At 70.4% G+C, this 14,446-nt stretch carries 11 protein-coding genes; 7 read left to right on the top strand and 4 right to left on the bottom strand.

Annotated elements, in window-relative coordinates:
• The first annotated feature begins 13 nt into the window (after positions 1-13).
• From IE325_RS26345 to IE325_RS26330, 4 genes are all read left to right on the top strand, one after another.
• Complete coding sequence (locus IE325_RS26345; RefSeq protein WP_190072534.1) at positions 14-1,678, top strand: serine/threonine-protein kinase; 1,665 nt, start codon at positions 14-16, stop codon at positions 1,676-1,678.
• 38 nt (positions 1,679-1,716) lie between these two features.
• On the top strand, positions 1,717-3,348 hold the full coding sequence (locus IE325_RS26340; protein ID WP_190072533.1) for a serine/threonine-protein kinase: 1,632 nt from the start codon (positions 1,717-1,719) through the stop codon (positions 3,346-3,348).
• 131 nt (positions 3,349-3,479) lie between these two features.
• Positions 3,480-5,093, top strand: a complete 1,614-nt coding sequence (locus IE325_RS26335; RefSeq protein WP_190072532.1) for a succinic semialdehyde dehydrogenase — start codon at positions 3,480-3,482, stop codon at positions 5,091-5,093.
• A gap of 39 nt (positions 5,094-5,132) precedes the next feature.
• Entirely contained in the window at positions 5,133-6,911 is a 1,779-nt protein-coding gene (locus tag IE325_RS26330) for a GMC family oxidoreductase N-terminal domain-containing protein (protein ID WP_190072531.1), read from the top strand.
• 102 nt (positions 6,912-7,013) lie between these two features.
• On the opposite strand, the gene IE325_RS26325 is transcribed toward IE325_RS26330, so the two are convergent.
• Complete coding sequence (locus tag IE325_RS26325) at positions 7,014-8,024, bottom strand: LPXTG cell wall anchor domain-containing protein (protein ID WP_190072530.1); 1,011 nt, start codon at positions 8,022-8,024, stop codon at positions 7,014-7,016.
• Positions 8,025-8,276: 252 nt separating this feature from the next.
• Here IE325_RS26325 and IE325_RS26320 point away from each other — a divergent pair, with 252 nt between their 5' ends.
• On the top strand, positions 8,277-9,419 hold the full coding sequence (locus IE325_RS26320; protein ID WP_190072529.1) for a hypothetical protein: 1,143 nt from the start codon (positions 8,277-8,279) through the stop codon (positions 9,417-9,419).
• A gap of 461 nt (positions 9,420-9,880) precedes the next feature.
• On the opposite strand, the gene IE325_RS26315 is transcribed toward IE325_RS26320, so the two are convergent.
• On the bottom strand, positions 9,881-10,162 hold the full coding sequence (locus tag IE325_RS26315) for a chorismate mutase (RefSeq protein WP_190072528.1): 282 nt from the start codon (positions 10,160-10,162) through the stop codon (positions 9,881-9,883).
• Positions 10,163-10,482: 320 nt separating this feature from the next.
• On the opposite strand from IE325_RS26315, the gene guaA reads away from it, so the two are divergent.
• Entirely contained in the window at positions 10,483-12,060 is a 1,578-nt protein-coding gene (gene guaA, locus IE325_RS26310) for a glutamine-hydrolyzing GMP synthase (RefSeq protein WP_190072527.1), read from the top strand.
• A 3-nt stretch (positions 12,061-12,063) separates the two neighbouring features.
• Here guaA and IE325_RS26305 read toward each other — a convergent pair whose 3' ends face one another.
• On the bottom strand, positions 12,064-12,546 hold the full coding sequence (locus IE325_RS26305; protein WP_190072526.1) for a pyridoxamine 5'-phosphate oxidase family protein: 483 nt from the start codon (positions 12,544-12,546) through the stop codon (positions 12,064-12,066).
• Between the two features lie 154 nt (positions 12,547-12,700).
• On the opposite strand from IE325_RS26305, the gene IE325_RS26300 reads away from it, so the two are divergent.
• Positions 12,701-13,507, top strand: coding sequence for a class II aldolase/adducin family protein (locus IE325_RS26300; RefSeq protein WP_190072525.1), 807 nt, complete (start codon positions 12,701-12,703; stop codon positions 13,505-13,507).
• 44 nt (positions 13,508-13,551) lie between these two features.
• Here the strand turns inward: IE325_RS26300 and IE325_RS26295 are convergent, their stop codons facing one another.
• Positions 13,552-14,439, bottom strand: coding sequence for a DUF4429 domain-containing protein (locus IE325_RS26295; protein ID WP_190072524.1), 888 nt, complete (start codon positions 14,437-14,439; stop codon positions 13,552-13,554).
• Positions 14,440-14,446: the final 7 nt, after the last annotated feature.

Below are 14,446 nucleotides of genomic sequence, written 5' to 3'. Positions count from 1 at the left end.
TACGAATGGAGCCATGAGCAGCAACGGGGGAGCCCCTTACCGGTCCGACGAGCCGACGAGTTTTGAACTGCAACCGCCGAGGGCGCCGCAGTCGAACCCGTCCGCGCCCGTCCCGCACCCGGACAACCCGTACGCGGCGCCCGCTCAGGCCGCCGCCCCTGCCGCCCCCGCTGCCACCCCCGACCCCGACCCCGGCACCGGACGTCTGATAGCCGGTCGTTACCGGCTGCTCGCCAAGCTCGGGCACGGCGGCATGGGGACGGTCTGGCGGGCCAAGGACGAGACGGTGGACCGCGAGGTCGCCGTCAAGGAGCCCCGCGTACCGGATCACCTTCCCGAACGCGAACGCGCCAACGCGTATGAGCGGATGCGCCGCGAGGCACGCGCCGCGGCCAGGCTCGATCACCCCGCGGTCGTGAACGTGCATGACGTGGCCGTCGTGGACGGCAGGCCGTGGATCGTGATGGAGCTGGTGCAGGGCCGTTCGCTGGGCGCCGCGCTGCAGGAGGGCACGCTCGGCGCCCGGGACGCGGCGAGGATCGGCCTCGAAGTGCTCGGCGCGCTGGAGGCCGCGCACGCGGCGGGCATCCTGCACCGCGACGTCAAGCCGGACAATGTCCTCCTCGGCCGCCATGACCGCGTCGTGCTCACCGACTTCGGCATCGCCCAGATCGAGGGCGAGACCAACCTCACCGACACCGGCGGCTTCGTCGGCTCGCCCGAGTACATCGCGCCCGAGCGGGTGCTGGGCCAGCGGCCCGGACCGGCCAGCGACCTCTGGTCCCTCGGCGTCGTCCTCTACGCGGCGACGGAGGGCGTCTCGCCGTTCCGGCGCAGCAACACCCCCGCGACCCTCCAGTCCGTCCTCAACGCCGTGCCCGCGGCGCCCGCCTCCGCGCAGGGCCCGCTCGCCGAGGCCATCAACGGCCTCCTCCAGAAGGACGCGGCACGCCGCCCCAACGCCGCGCAGACGCGTGCGTTGCTGGAGCAGGCGGCCAATCCGCCGGTGCAGGCCGCCACCCAGGTCGTACGGATCCCGGAGAGCGTCAAGCGCGGCATCCGGCTCGGCCCCAAGGCGCTGCTCGGTATCGCCGCGGCGGTGGTCGCGGGCGCGGTGGCGGCGTATCTGGTGATCGCCGATCCGTTCGCGGGGCCGTTGCCGGACCACTGGAAGGTGCGTGAGGAGAAGGCCCTCGGCGCCTCCGTCGCGGTGCCCGACGGCTACAAGCGGACCGTGCCCGACAAGACGGAAGACGACCACTGGGTCACGTACACCGACGAGAGCGGCGCCATCTGGATCGGCCTGAGGCTCGACAAGAAGGCCGAGGACACCGGCAGCAGCATCGCCGACTCCGCCGCCGCCGAGATGTACGACGACAACAGCGACTTCAAGGACGGCAGCGCCTACGACCTCGGCATCTCCAGCGCGGGCGCGAAGACCAAGCCCGAGGGCGAGATCACGTACCAGGGCAAGAAGGCCGCCGAGAACACCGTCGTCTACACCACCAGCGACAGCCAGAACCCGCGCCCGCGCGAGATGAGGGTCTTCTACTACAAGACCTCCGCGGGAGACATGTACAAACTCACCGTCAACTACCCCGGCAGGGGCGACTTCACCGACCGCGGACGTGAAGTCGCGCGGACGACCATCGCGAACCTGGACATCGAGCAGCACTGAACTGGCGAACCGCCCACCCCGCAAGGTAGGCATGGGACATGAGCGATGACGGTGGCCGCACCGGACCCAACGGGCGTGTGATCGGCGGGCGTTACCGCCTCGTCGAGCGCATCGGCTCGGGCGGCATGGGCACCGTCTGGCGGGCGCTGGACGAACTGGTGGACCGTGAAGTCGCCGTCAAGCAGCCGAGGTTGCCCGGCGATCCGGAGGACGCCGCGCATCAGCGCGCCGCCAACCGGTTGTACCGCGAGGCCCGCGCCGCCGCCCGCGTCGACCATCCGGCCGCCGTCTCCATCCATGACGTGGTCGTGGACGAGGACGGACTGCCCTGGATCGTCATGGAGCTGGTCCGCGGCGAGTCCCTGCACGAGGTCCTCCAGCGCGGCCCCGTCGAGGCGACCGAGGCCGCCCGTATCGGCATCGCCGTCCTCGGCGCCCTGCGTGCCGCGCACACCGTCGGCATCGTCCACCGCGACGTCAAGCCCGCCAACGTGCTGCTGGGCGCGCACCGCCGCGTCGTCCTCACCGACTTCGGCATCGCGCACATCCAGGGCGAGGAATCCCTCACCGTCAGCGGCGAGTTCGTCGGCTCCCTGGAGTTCATCGCGCCCGAGCGGATGTCCGGCCGTGGCGCGGGACCCGCCTCCGACCTGTGGTCGCTCGGCGTCCTCCTCTACGCCGCCGTGGAGGGCTGGTCGCCCTTTCGCCGTACGACCCTGGAGTCCACGCTCGCCGCGATCCTCGCCGCCGATCCGCCCGAGCCGAAACAGGCGGGCCCGCTCGGGTCGCTGATCGTGCGGCTGCTGGTGAAGGACCCCGAGCAGCGGCCCGACGCGGACGAGGTCGGGGCGGCGCTGGAAGCGGTCGTCAAGGGCTGGCCGGTGCCGGGGCCCGCGGCCTCGGGACCTCAGGACGCCTCCGGTTTACGGGAGTTCGCGGAGGACGCCGGGACCGTACGGCTGGTGGGTGAGCCGGTGTCCGGGCCCGCACCCGAACCGGCGACGGCCCCCGCACCCGAGCCGGCGACCGCCACCGCCTCGAAACCCCCGCGCCGCCCGCGCCTGCTGCGCCCCCTCCCCGTGACCCTCCTCGCTCTGCTCCTCGTCGCCGGCACCTGGTTCACGGCCTCCGTCCTCGCCGACAAGGACAAGGGGAAGGGAAGGGACGACCAGGCCAAGGAGCTGACCCCCACCCACAGCTCGCCCCCGACGAACACCCCCGGTACGTGGACCGAGCACCGGGAGAAGGACATGGGCGCCGTCCTCTACCTCCCCGCCGAGTACAAGGAGATGGCGCGCGAGGGCAGTGCCAACGACCAGCCCCGCCTCGTCGTCTACGACATCGGCCTGGTCCAGGTCCGCCTCACCAAGTGGGACAAGTCGCCCCGCCCTCTCCTCGACCAGGCGCAGGAGGCGCACGACACCTGGGACAGCTACAACCACGACGCCAGCACCCAGTCCACCCGCACCACCTTCAAGGGCTACGACGCCGTCCTCTCCGACACCACCTACGACATGGAGGAGTCCCCTAGCCGCGTCATGCAGCTGATCGTCGTCACCGGCGACGACCGCATGTACGAGCTGCGCGTCGACATGCCCAAGGGCACGCCCACGGAGAAGAAGGGCACCGCGGTCTTCAAGGGCGCCCGTGACCGACTCGTCATCGAGTGATCCGGCACCGACTCGGCAACGCCCTGATCAGCGCGTTTGTTGCCAGTGGACACTGGCGTCATGTGAGCACTCGGTGAATCCCCGTTACCGACGGGTACACAAAGGCTCCGTGCCGGAATACCCTGCGCCTCATGACGGACGCGCAGGCCCCGGCCAAGACCGGCACCAACCCTCTCGCCCCCGCCCCGCAGGGCGCCCGTACCGCCGCCGACGTGGTGACGCCGGAGCTGGTGGCCCAGCTCACCAAGGGCGTGGTCGGCTCAGGACGTACCGCGAACCACACGCCGTTCACCGGCGAGAAGCTGGCCGACCTGCCGGAATCCACGCCGGAGGATGTGGAGAAGGCCTTCGAGGCGGCCCGCGCGGCGCAGGCCGTCTGGGCGCAGGTCCCGGTGCGGCAGCGTGCCGCCGTCCTGCTCCGCTTCCATGACCTGATGCTGGAGCGCCAGGCGGAGGTCCTCGACCTCGTCCAGCTGGAGACCGGCAAGGCCCGTCTGCACGCCCACGAGGAGGTGCAGGCCGTCGCCGTCGCGGCCCGCCATTACGGCCGTAAGGCACCCGCGTACCTCAAGCCCAAGCGGCACGCGGGCGCCATGCCGACGCTGACGAAGGTCACCGAACTGCGTCACCCGCGCGGTGTCGTAGGCCAGATCGCCCCCTGGAACTACCCCCTGGAGCTGTCCGTCGGCGACGCGCTCCCGGCGTTCGTGGCGGGCAACGCGGTCGTCATGAAGCCGGACACCGAGACCTGCCTCACCGCCCTCTGGGCCCGTGACCTGCTCATCGAGGCCGGTCTGCCCGCCGACGTCTTCCAGGTCGTCCTCGGCGAGGGCCCCGTCGTCGGCCCCGAGGTCGTCAAGCACGCCGACTATGTCTCCTTCACCGGCTCCACCCGCACCGGCCGCGAGGTCGCCCAGGGCGCCGCGGCCCGTCTGGTCGGCGTCTCCCTCGAACTCGGCGGCAAGAACGCGATGCTGGTCCTGGCGGACGCGGATGTGGAGAAGGCCGCCGCGGGCGCCGTCCGCGCCTGCTTCTCCTCCGCCGGGCAGCTGTGCATCTCCATCGAGCGGCTCTACGTCCACGAGTCCATCGCCGACGCCTTCGTCGAGCGCTTCGCCGCCCGCACCAAGGCGATGCGGCTCGGCACGTCCCTCGCCTACGGCGCCGACATGGGCTCCCTGGTCGGCGAACGCCAGCTGGAGACGGTCACCCGGCACGTCGAGGAGGCCGTGGCCAAGGGCGCGAAGCTGGTCGCGGGCGGCGTGGCCCGTCCCGACGTCGGCCCGTACTTCTTCGAGCCGACGATCCTCGACGGCGTCGTACCGGACATGACCGTCTGCTCCGAGGAGACCTTCGGCCCGGTCGTCTCCATCTACCGCTTCAAGACCGAGGACGAGGCGGTCGAGCACGCCAACTCCACCCCGTACGGCCTCAACTCGTCGGTCTGGACGAAGGACGGCGGCCGGGGCCGCGCCGTCGCCGCCCGCCTGCGCACCGGCACCGTCAACGTCAACGACGGCTACGCCCCCGCCTACGGCAGCGTCCAGTCGCCCATGGGCGGCATGAAGGACTCCGGCCTCGGCCGCCGCCACGGCTCCGAGGGCATCCTCAAGTACACGGAGGCCCAGACGGTGGCCCAGCAGAGGCTGCTGCCGATGGCGCCGTCGCTGGGGATGGACGACGAGAAGTACGCGCAGTTCATGAGCCGCAGCCTGCGCCTGATGAAGGCCCTGCGCTTCAAATAGCAACCCGTTCAAGAGCCCCGTTCTCAACGAGGAGAGCACGTGCCACAGGACACCTACGACTACGACGTGATCGTCGTCGGCTCCGGCTTCGGCGGCTCCGTCACCGCCCTTCGCCTCACCGAGAAGGGCTACCGCGTAGGAGTCCTGGAGGCCGGCCGCCGCTGGACCCGAGAGGCCCTGCCCAGGAACTCCTGGGACCTCAAGAACTACCTCTGGGCCCCGAAACTCGGCATGTACGGCATCCAGCGCATCCACCTGCTGGGCAACGTCATGGTCCTGGCCGGCGCGGGCGTCGGCGGCGGCTCCCTCAACTACGCCAACACCCTCTACGTACCGCCGAAGGCGTTCTTCGACGACCCCCAGTGGCGGGACATCACGGACTGGCAGGAGGAGCTGAAGCCGTACTACGACCAGGCGCAGCGCATGCTCGGCGTACGGCTCAACCCGACGATGACCCCCTCCGACGTCCATCTGAAGGCGGCCGCCGAGAAGATGGGCGTCGGCGACAGCTTCCACATGGCGCCGGTCGGCGTGTTCTTCGGGGACGGCGAGGACGCCGAGGGCGAGTCCCGGGTGAAGCCGGGGCAGGAGGCAGCCGACCCGTACTTCGGCGGGGCGGGCCCGGCGCGCAAGGCGTGCACCGAGTGCGGCGAGTGCATGACGGGCTGCCGGCACGGCGCGAAGAACACCCTCAACGAGAACTACCTCTACCTCGCCGAGAAGGCGGGCGCGGTCGTCCACCCCATGACGACGGTCGTCTCGATCACCGACGACTCACAGGGCGGCTACGCCGTGGCGACCCTGCCGACCGACGGCAAGAAGAAGGGCGAGGGCAGACTGTTCAAGGCCCGCCGCGTGGTGATCGCGGCCGGTACCTACGGCACCCAGACCCTCCTGCACCGTATGAAGGCGGGCGGCCAGCTCCCGTACCTCTCCCCGAAGCTGGGCGAGCTGACCCGCACCAACTCCGAGGCCCTCGTCGGCGCGCAGACCGACAACCGGCGCTACCGCAAGGCGACGGGCGAGCAGAAGGTCGACTTCACCCGAGGAGTCGCCATCACGTCCTCGATCCACCCGGACGACAACACCCACATCGAGCCGGTGCGCTACGGCAAGGGCTCCAACTCGATGGGCGGCCTGTCGATCCTCCAGGTCCCCTACGCGGAGGGCTCCTCGCGGGTGGCGGCCTGGCTGGCGAACGCGGCCCGCCATCCCCTCCTGGTCCTGCGTTCCCTCTCCAACCGCCGCTGGTCGGAGCGGACCATCATCGGCCTGGTCATGCAGTCGCTGGACAACTCCCTGACGACGTATCTGAAGCCGGACGGCGTCGGCAAGGGCCTGCTGACCGCACGCCAGGGCCATGGCGCCCCCAACCCCAAGCAGATCAAGGCCGCTTCCCAGGCCGCGTCCGCGATTGCCACCGACATCAACGGCTTCGCCGGCTCCAACGTCGGCGAGCTGATGGGCACCCCCCTCACCGCACACTTCCTCGGCGGCTGCCCGATCGGCGACTCGCCGGAGACCGGTGTCATCGACCCGTACCACCGCCTCTACGGCCACCCCGGCATCTCGGTCGTGGACGGGGCGGCGGTGTCCGCCAACCTCGGGGTGAACCCCTCCCTGACGATCACGGCACAGGCCGAGCGGGCGATGTCGTACTGGCCCAACAACGGCGAGGCCGACCCGCGTCCCGCGCAGGGAACCGCGTACGAACGCCTCAAGCCGGTCGAGCCGCAGTCCCCGGCGGTCCCGGCGGAGGCGTTCGGCGCGCTGAAGCTGCCGTTCCTGGGGATACCGGCGGTGCCACCGAAGAAGTAGAGACCTCTGAAGCAGAGACCTCTATAGAAAAACCGAGAAGGACCTGCACCCCCCTCCGAGCGCAGGTCCTTCTCTGTTTCTTGCGTGTAGCTCTGCCGAGGCTTACGCCTCCGCGCCCACCTTGCGGCGCTTCATCGCGAACACGACACCGGCACCGGCGACGATGGCGATACCACCGATGGTGCCGATGACCGGGAGGTTGGAGCTGGAGCCGGTCTCGGCGAGGTTGCCGGTGACCTCCGGCGTGTTGCTGCTCGGCTCCTTGTCCGTGACGGGGGCCTTGCCGCCTTCCTGCGGCTTGGTGCCGTCCGTGTCGGTGCCGGCGGCCACGATCTGGAACTTGTACGCGACATCGCCGAAGCCGACGCAGTCGCCGTCGGCGTCGCCGTAGATCGTCGCGCCGAGCGTGAAGCCGGCGCCGGCCGGGGCGCTGGACTTCACGTTGATCCGCATCGGGATGTTGACCTCGTAGTCGGGCTTGAGGTCATCGGTGTAACCGACGTAGCCGACCGCGTAACCGTCCTCGCTGAGGGCCACCCAGACCTTGTTCTGCGGGTCCCAGGCCTGGAGCTCGACCTGCTTGCTCCGGAACAGCTCCATGCCGTCCGCGTCGGAGGAGGCCCCGGCGAAGAAGTCGAGGCGCTGGAGGTCCGAGTCGGAGGTGTTGAGCACGTTCAGCGAGAACTTGTGCCAACCGCTGCCCGCGGCGATCTTGCCGGGCAGACCGCTGTAGCTGACGTCGACCTTGGAGTCCTCGCAGGCCGCCGGGTCCTCGGGGTCCTCGGGGTCCGAGGTCTCCGACTCCTCCGGCGCGGGGGTGCTCTCCTCGGGCGCGGGAGTGCTCTCCTCCGGGGCGGGGGTGCTCTCCTCGGGGGCGGGGGTCGACTCCTCCGGAGCGGGGGTGCTCTCCTCGGGGGCGGGGGTCGACTCCTCCGGCGCGGGGGTGCTCTCCTCGGGCGCGGGAGTGCTCTCCTCCGCGGCCGGAGTGCTCTCCGACGCCGTCGGCGCCGGGGTGGTCTCGTCCGTGGCGAACGCGGCCGGTGCCGACAGCAGCGCGATCGGCGCTATGACGGCCGTCGCCGCCGCGGCGGCCATTGCACGGCGAAGCTTCATGAAGACCTCGGAAAGTCCGGCGTGCCGCGACATCGCGGCACGCGCAAATAGGGAGGCCTCCGCGTGTGGGGCGCGGGAGTGGCCCTTGATACGCAGAGTTTGATCAGTGACGGCTGTGGATGGTTGTGCTTGAACTAACAGATTTTTTATGTGACCTGGGTCACGAACAAAGTCCTCGTCTCGGCGGCCCGGAGCTGACGTACGCTCAGCCGGCTGGCATGCACAGCCCATCGAGAGGAAGCGCACACCGCCGTGACCGACAAGCCGTCCGAAGGCTCGTCCATATCGGACGAGGACTGGGAGAAGTTCATCCAGGACGCCGAGCGCGACCGGGATTCTGCTCCGAAGGAACCCTCCGCCCGGGCCCGCATGGTCACCGAGCGGCTTCGGCAGCAGGAGGCCCGTGGGGAGTTGCCCGAAGGGTGGCGCACCGGTCCCGCCTGGCAGGAGATGAACGGCCGGGCCGCCCGGCGCCGTCGGTGGTGGGCGATCGTTGGCGTACCGCTAGCCGTCGCGGTGGCCGTCGTGGCGATACGGCCCTCGCTGATACCCGGCGATCCCTTCGGCACCGGCGACTCGTCACCGCAGGGCGTGGCCGCCTCGCCCCTCCCCGCGGAGACCGCCGCCCCGACGGCCGCGCCGAGCGCCGCCGATCCCGCGGTACCCACCCTGGCCAGGCCGTTCGCCGGTTCGCCGGCCGAGCGCTGGGCCGACGGCGAGGCCGGCATCGTAGTGCCGAAGGCCACCGCGGTCGGCTCGCTGTCCAAGGCGCAGGTGGAGCAGGCGCTGCAGCGGACCAGGAAGCTCCTCATCGACGCCAACCTCGACCCGGCCACCCTGCGCGGCGAACGCCCGGAGACCGCCCTCGGCGTCCTCGATCCCCTCCAGCCGAAGCTGCTCGATCAGCTGACCACCTCGCTGCGCAAGCCGGACAAGGACAACGACCCCTTGCGCATGTTCAGCCGCTTCGACCCCGACGAGGTGCGGCCCGCCGGTGACGTCGTCAAGACGCGCGGGCGCATGACGTTCAAGGCGGGCGAGCACGCCTCCGTCGTCGTGCACGCCGACTACACCTTCGTCTACCCGCTCGTCCCCGAGGGCGCGGCCGGGGACTCCGCCGAGGTGGCCCGCACGATCATCCGCCGCGTCATCGACGTCGAACTCTCCGACCCGGCCCGGTACCAGGTCACCCCGGGGAAGATCGCCGTCGTGCGCTACGACCAGGAGATCGGCAACTCGGCCTGCGACGTCTACGACGGCTATCTGCACCCGCACTTCGACTCGTCGGCACCCACCGGCGCCCCTCCCACCGGCCCCACCACGGACCCGTACGACCGCAGCAAGGACATCGACGCCGACCCGGCGGAAGGGTGCGGTGTCGTCTCCCGCACCTGACACAGGAGATGGCACCGGAGATGACACATGAGAAGGGCCCCGCAGGGCTGAGCCGCGGGGCCCTTCTTTGGTCAGCACCGACGTCAGGGCAGCGTCGGTGCCTGGGAGCGGCGCCGGGGGGTTGCGCCGCTGGCTTCGGGGGTTGTGCTGTGCATCGTGCTGGAAGGGCGAGGCCTCCGCAACCGTTCGGCCCGGCCTTGTACTCCGTCTCGCCGATCCCGCCGGTCGGCCCCGGGCGTCCCCGGAGCCGACCTTCACTGGGTGACCGGGCTGCTGTCCCCTGCCGTCCGGTCACTTGTCTGGAGCGAGGTCCCACGGCGTACGGAGTGATCCGTACGCCTCATCGCTCCAGCGAGCCACGCGTGGTTCTCTCGGGCCCGCCCCTGGCTGGCACGGACACCGGTACCAACGAAGCGGTGCGGGAGGCGTCACGCGCCGTACGGGTGAGGAGCGGGCCGAACTCAGATGCGACCCCGGCACAGTTCGAGGAGCGTCATCGCCAGGGACGTGCCCGGCTTGCCCAGCGCCTCGCTGTAGTGGCTGAGGATCTCCATCTCGCGCGAGAGGTTCACCCGCCGGCCGCCGGAGGTGATCCGCGCCTCCTGGACGACGGCCGAGACGGCCATCCGTTCCTGGATCAGGCCGATGATCCGGTCGTCGAGCGCGTCGATGCGCTCACGGGCACCGGTGATCACGTCGGCGGCCTCGGGGGTGCGGGCGCCGGTCACGTCGATGGCGGTCATTTCGGGGCTCCTCGTGGAAGGGGGTCGGTGCCCCGGAGCGACAGGACCCGGAAACGCCAGACGCCCCGGGCCTTGTCGGCCCGGGGCGCCTGGGAAGTCGCTTGTCAGTTGCTCAAGCAGCACGACCATGGCAGCCGGCGGGCCGGTTGCCATAGGTAAAGAGGAAGGTCGGGTGCGTGAGCATGAGGTCAGTATGCCGCGCCTCGCGCAGCCGTCCAAGACGGTTCGCATCCTGAGACGGGCCTTGCCCCGGAGGGGGCCCCGACGATCCCGGTAGACTCGGCCCCACACACACCTCGCTCACCGCCGGAAGGCAACCCGTGTCATCAGCGAACCCCGCCGCCGCCCCCGACACCGTCCTGGTCGTCGACTTCGGTGCGCAGTACGCCCAGCTCATCGCCCGTCGCGTCCGCGAGGCCCGGGTCTACAGCGAGATCGTGCCGAGCACCATGCCGGTCCAGGAGATGCTCGCCAAGAACCCGGCGGCGATCATCCTCTCCGGCGGCCCCTCGTCCGTGTACGAGGAGGGCGCACCCGGCCTCGACCGCGAGATCTTCGAGGCCGGCGTCCCCGTGTTCGGCATGTGCTACGGCTTCCAGCTGATGGCGCGCTCCCTCGGCGGCACGGTCGACAACACCGGGGCGCGCGAGTACGGCCGTACGGATCTCCATGTCTCCCGGTCGTCCTCCACCCTCTTCGAGGGCACCCCGGACGAGCAGCATGTGTGGATGTCGCACGGCGACGCCTGCTCCGCCGCCCCCGCGGGCTTCACCGTCACCGCGTCCACGGATGTCGTCCCGGTCGCCGCCTTCGAGAACGACGAGAAGAAGCTCTACGGCGTCCAGTACCACCCCGAGGTCATGCACTCCACGCACGGGCAGCAGGTGCTGGAGCACTTCCTGTACCGGGGCGCGGGGCTGGCCCCGAACTGGACCACGGGCAATGTGATCGAGGAGCAGGTCGAGGCGATCCGCTCGCTCGTCGGCGACAGGCGGGCCATCTGCGGTCTGTCCGGCGGCGTCGACTCGGCCGTCGCGGCCGCACTCGTCGCCCGCGCCATCGGCGACCAGCTGACCTGCGTCTATGTCGACCACGGTCTGATGCGCAAGGGCGAGACCGAGCAGGTCGAGAAGGACTTCGTCGCCGCGACCGGCGTCAAGCTGGTCGTCGTGGACGCGGAGGAGCGCTTCCTCACCGCACTCAAGGGCGTCTCCGACCCCGAGGAGAAGCGGAAGATCATCGGCCGCGAGTTCATCCGGGTCTTCGAGCAGGCCCAGGCCGAGATCATCGCGGACGAGGGCCCGGCGGTGGAGTTCCTGGTGCAGGGCACTCTCTACCCGGATGTCGTCGAGTCCGGCGGCGGCACCGGCACCGCGAACATCAAGTCCCACCACAACGTCGGCGGGCTGCCGGAAGACCTCGAATTCAAGCTGATCGAGCCGCTGCGCAAGCTGTTCAAGGACGAGGTGCGGATGGTCGGCCAGGAGCTCGGGCTCCCCGACGAGATCGTCCAGCGCCAGCCCTTCCCCGGCCCCGGCCTCGGCATCCGGATCGTCGGCGAGGTGACCAAGGACCGGCTCGACCTGCTGCGCGAGGCCGACGCCATCGCCCGCGAGGAGCTCACCGCGGCCGGCCTCGACCGGGACATCTGGCAGTGCCCGGTGGTCCTGCTCGCGGACGTCCGCAGCGTGGGCGTGCAGGGCGACGGCCGGACCTACGGCCACCCGATCGTCCTGCGGCCCGTCTCGTCCGAGGACGCGATGACCGCCGACTGGTCGCGACTGCCGTACGACGTCCTGGCGAAGATCTCGACGCGGATCACGAACGAGGTGAGGGACGTCAACCGGGTCGTCCTCGACGTGACCAGCAAGCCGCCGGGCACCATCGAGTGGGAGTAGGCCCTAGGTACGTTTGATCGTGCGTACGGGCTCGCCGGGCTTCCAGATCTGGACGACGAGGTACTTCTCGTCCTCGACGTAGGTCCGCACGACCTCCGTCAGCTCGGTGCGGAAGAGGTGGAACGGCTCGGGTGACTCCGGGGGTTCCACCTCTTCGGTGTATACGGCCCTCAGTGCCGGGTCCTCGACCTCGATTGCCCGCCCCGAGATCCGTACGTCACCGCCGCCCAACGACTGCCCCTCCCCGGGGTTCGCCTGGAGCGCGAAGCGCGGGTCGCGGCGCAGGTCGAGGGCCTTGAGCGAGTTCGGCATCATGCCGAGCCACAGCTCGCCGCGCAGGAAACGGACCTCCAGGCCGGTCGTGCGCGGGGAGCCGTCCTTGCGGAGGGTGGCCAGGGTGTGGTGGGTGAAGGCGCCGAAGCGTTCCTCGGTGGTGCGGGCGAGGTCGGGTTCGGCCTCGGCGAAGGAGGCCCAGTTCACTGTCATACGGCGAGTGTCGCGCCGATACCCGACATCCGCTGTCCGGATTCCCTCCCGCTTCCGGGTGCGGTGGGCGTCGGATCTTTACAGAACATGTCTGTTCTCCTGCGCTGACCGAGGGTAACTTCCGCCACGTAAGCCACCCAGTGCTGGAGGACACATGCACGGGACGCCCCTCGGGCCCACACCGCCCTCACCGCTGCCGACCGATCAGCTGCGGTTCGCGATGCCGCCGATGCACGAGTCCCTCGACGACGAGCGCCGGCACCGCAAGGAGCGGCTCGCGGGCGCGCTGCGGATCTTCGGGCGGCTCGGGTTCGAGGACGGGGTCTCGGGGCACATCACCGCGCGCGATCCCGAGTTCAGCGACTGCTTCTGGGTCAACCCGTTCGGGATGCCGTTCAAGCACGTCACCGTCAGTGACCTGGTCCTCGCCAACTCCGAAGGACAGGTGATCGAGGGCCGCTACCACGTCAACCAGGCGGCGTTCACCGTGCACTCCCAGGTCCACGCCGCCCGCCCCGACGTCGTCGCCGTCGCCCACTGCCACTCGGTGCACGGACGCGCCCTCGCGGCCCTCGGCGAACTGCTCGACCCGATCACCCAGGAGAGCTGCGCCTTCTACGAGGACCACGCGCTCTACGACGCCTACTCCGGCGTCGCCGTCGACGCCCTGGAAGGCCGCCGGATCGCGAACGCCCTCGACTCCCACAAGGCGCTCGTCCTGCGCAACCACGGCCTGCTCACCGTCGGCGACTCCGTCGACGCGGCGGCCTGGTGGTTCCTGTCCATGGAACGCTCCTGCCAGGTGCAGCTGACCGCCAGGGCGGCGGGGCGGCCGGTGCTGATCGAGCACCGGCAGGCCGTGGCCACGCGGGAGCAGCTCGGCGGGGATCTGGTGGCGTGGATCAACTATCAGCCGCTGTGGCAGGACGTGAGCCGCAGCGAGCCGGATCTGTTGAGTTGAGCCGAGGGTGCTTCTTGAGGGGGCTGGAAGCCCCATAGAGCGGGCTAGAAGCCCCGTAGAACGACCGCCTTCGTCCTCGCGAACTCCTCGTCCGTGAGGACGCCGTCGCGATGCAGCTCGCCCAGCTCGCGGAGTCTGCGTAGCAGTACGTCATGGTGGTCAGCCGGGGGCGGGAGGGCCGCGGTCGTTGGTCCGGGGCCGTGGGTCCGGTCGATTTCGGTACGGGTGGACGGGTGCGGCAGACGGGCGGTGACCGCGGTGGCGACCAGCGCGGTGAGCAGGTCGCGGCGGACGCTGCCCCAAAGGTCCAGGGCGTACGGGTCCTTCTCCGGCGGCAGTTTCGAGAACACCGTCTCCCGGGTCACGAAGCGCAGGAAACCGTCCTCCTGGCCCGAGTTGGGCAGCCACTCCACCTGGGCGAGGTCGCCCACGTGGATGATCCGCGGGCCGGTCGCCCGTTTGACCCGGTCGGAGGTATCGGACCAGTCGATCCGCACCTGGGTGCCGTCGAAGGAGACCACGCCGTCGGAGGAGCGGACGGAGACCGGGACCGGTGGGCCGGGCAGGAGGTACGTCTTCGTCGGCTCCTTGGGGATCTGGTCGAGCAGCAGCGCGTGGCGGATCTCCTCGGCGACGTACTCGGCGACCCCGGCCCGGTCGACGTCCACCGTCAGCCGGTACGGATCCGCCGCCTCCGGCAGCCTGCCGCCGGTCGCCTGGAGCAGCGGGTCGGCGCCCTCACGCAGCCGCATCCGCAGTCTGCCGCGCCTGCGCTCGGGTTCGAAGACGACGCTCGCGACGGCTTCGAGGGGTACCGCGATCTCTCCGTACGTCTGCCGGAACAGCGGCACGGAGCGGTGGAGTCCCGGCGTGATCCGGACCGTTGTGCCGTCGAAGGCCCAGGTCCCGTCGCGCTGGATGATCTCGGCCATGGAGAAA

This window comes from Streptomyces lanatus (assembly GCF_014655715.1).
Lineage (GTDB): Bacteria > Actinomycetota > Actinomycetes > Streptomycetales > Streptomycetaceae > Streptomyces > Streptomyces lanatus.
The sequence above is the reverse complement of the archived record's forward strand: the minus strand, read 5'-3'. Positions and strand labels throughout refer to the sequence as shown.

Bases quoted from the DNA above. Each gene is read 5' to 3' on its own strand.
- IE325_RS26345 (WP_190072534.1), top strand. From the start codon at position 14: ATGAGCAGCAACGGGGGAGCCCCTTACCGGTCCGACGAGCCGACGAGT.
- IE325_RS26340 (WP_190072533.1), top strand. From the start codon at position 1,717: ATGAGCGATGACGGTGGCCGCACCGGACCCAACGGGCGTGTGATCGGC.
- IE325_RS26335 (WP_190072532.1), top strand. From the start codon at position 3,480: ATGACGGACGCGCAGGCCCCGGCCAAGACCGGCACCAACCCTCTCGCC.
- IE325_RS26325 (WP_190072530.1), bottom strand. From the start codon at position 8,024: ATGAAGCTTCGCCGTGCAATGGCCGCCGCGGCGGCGACGGCCGTCATA.
- IE325_RS26315 (WP_190072528.1), bottom strand. From the start codon at position 10,162: ATGACCGCCATCGACGTGACCGGCGCCCGCACCCCCGAGGCCGCCGAC.
- IE325_RS26305 (WP_190072526.1), bottom strand. From the start codon at position 12,546: ATGACAGTGAACTGGGCCTCCTTCGCCGAGGCCGAACCCGACCTCGCC.
- IE325_RS26300 (WP_190072525.1), top strand. From the start codon at position 12,701: ATGCACGGGACGCCCCTCGGGCCCACACCGCCCTCACCGCTGCCGACC.
- IE325_RS26295 (WP_190072524.1), bottom strand. From the start codon at position 14,439: ATGGCCGAGATCATCCAGCGCGACGGGACCTGGGCCTTCGACGGCACA.